This window comes from Shewanella sp. S1-49-MNA-CIBAN-0167 (assembly GCF_040310145.1).
Taxonomy (GTDB): domain Bacteria; phylum Pseudomonadota; class Gammaproteobacteria; order Enterobacterales; family Shewanellaceae; genus Shewanella; species Shewanella psychromarinicola.
The window spans coordinates 1-264 of record NZ_JBEOPO010000319.1 but is presented as its reverse complement, the minus strand read 5'-3'; the positions used below and the strand labels follow the sequence as shown (position 1 = coordinate 264).

Below are 264 nucleotides of genomic sequence, written 5' to 3'. Positions count from 1 at the left end.
GTGTAGATCAAGCCATTGATAAAACAGAGGCTTTCTTCAAGCAAGTGGGGTTACCAGTACGTTTACGCGATCACGGTGTAACGCAAGAACAACTTAGCCTCGTAGTAGATGCTTTAGAAGCACACGGTATGACGGCATTATCTGAAAGCGGCCAAGTCGATTTAGCTACCAGCCGTAAGATTTTAGACATGGCGTGGTAATAGTGCTTACAACCTAGGCGATCAACCCATTCATCGCTTAGGCTTGAGCTGCTACATCCAAGGC

1 pseudogene is annotated in these 264 nt (G+C 46.6%); it reads left to right on the top strand.

The window, feature by feature from the left end:
• Nucleotides 1-200 (top strand): annotated as a pseudogene (locus AAEZ00_RS21475) (NADH-dependent alcohol dehydrogenase); the annotation flags it as partial.
• Nucleotides 201-264: the final 64 nt, after the last annotated feature.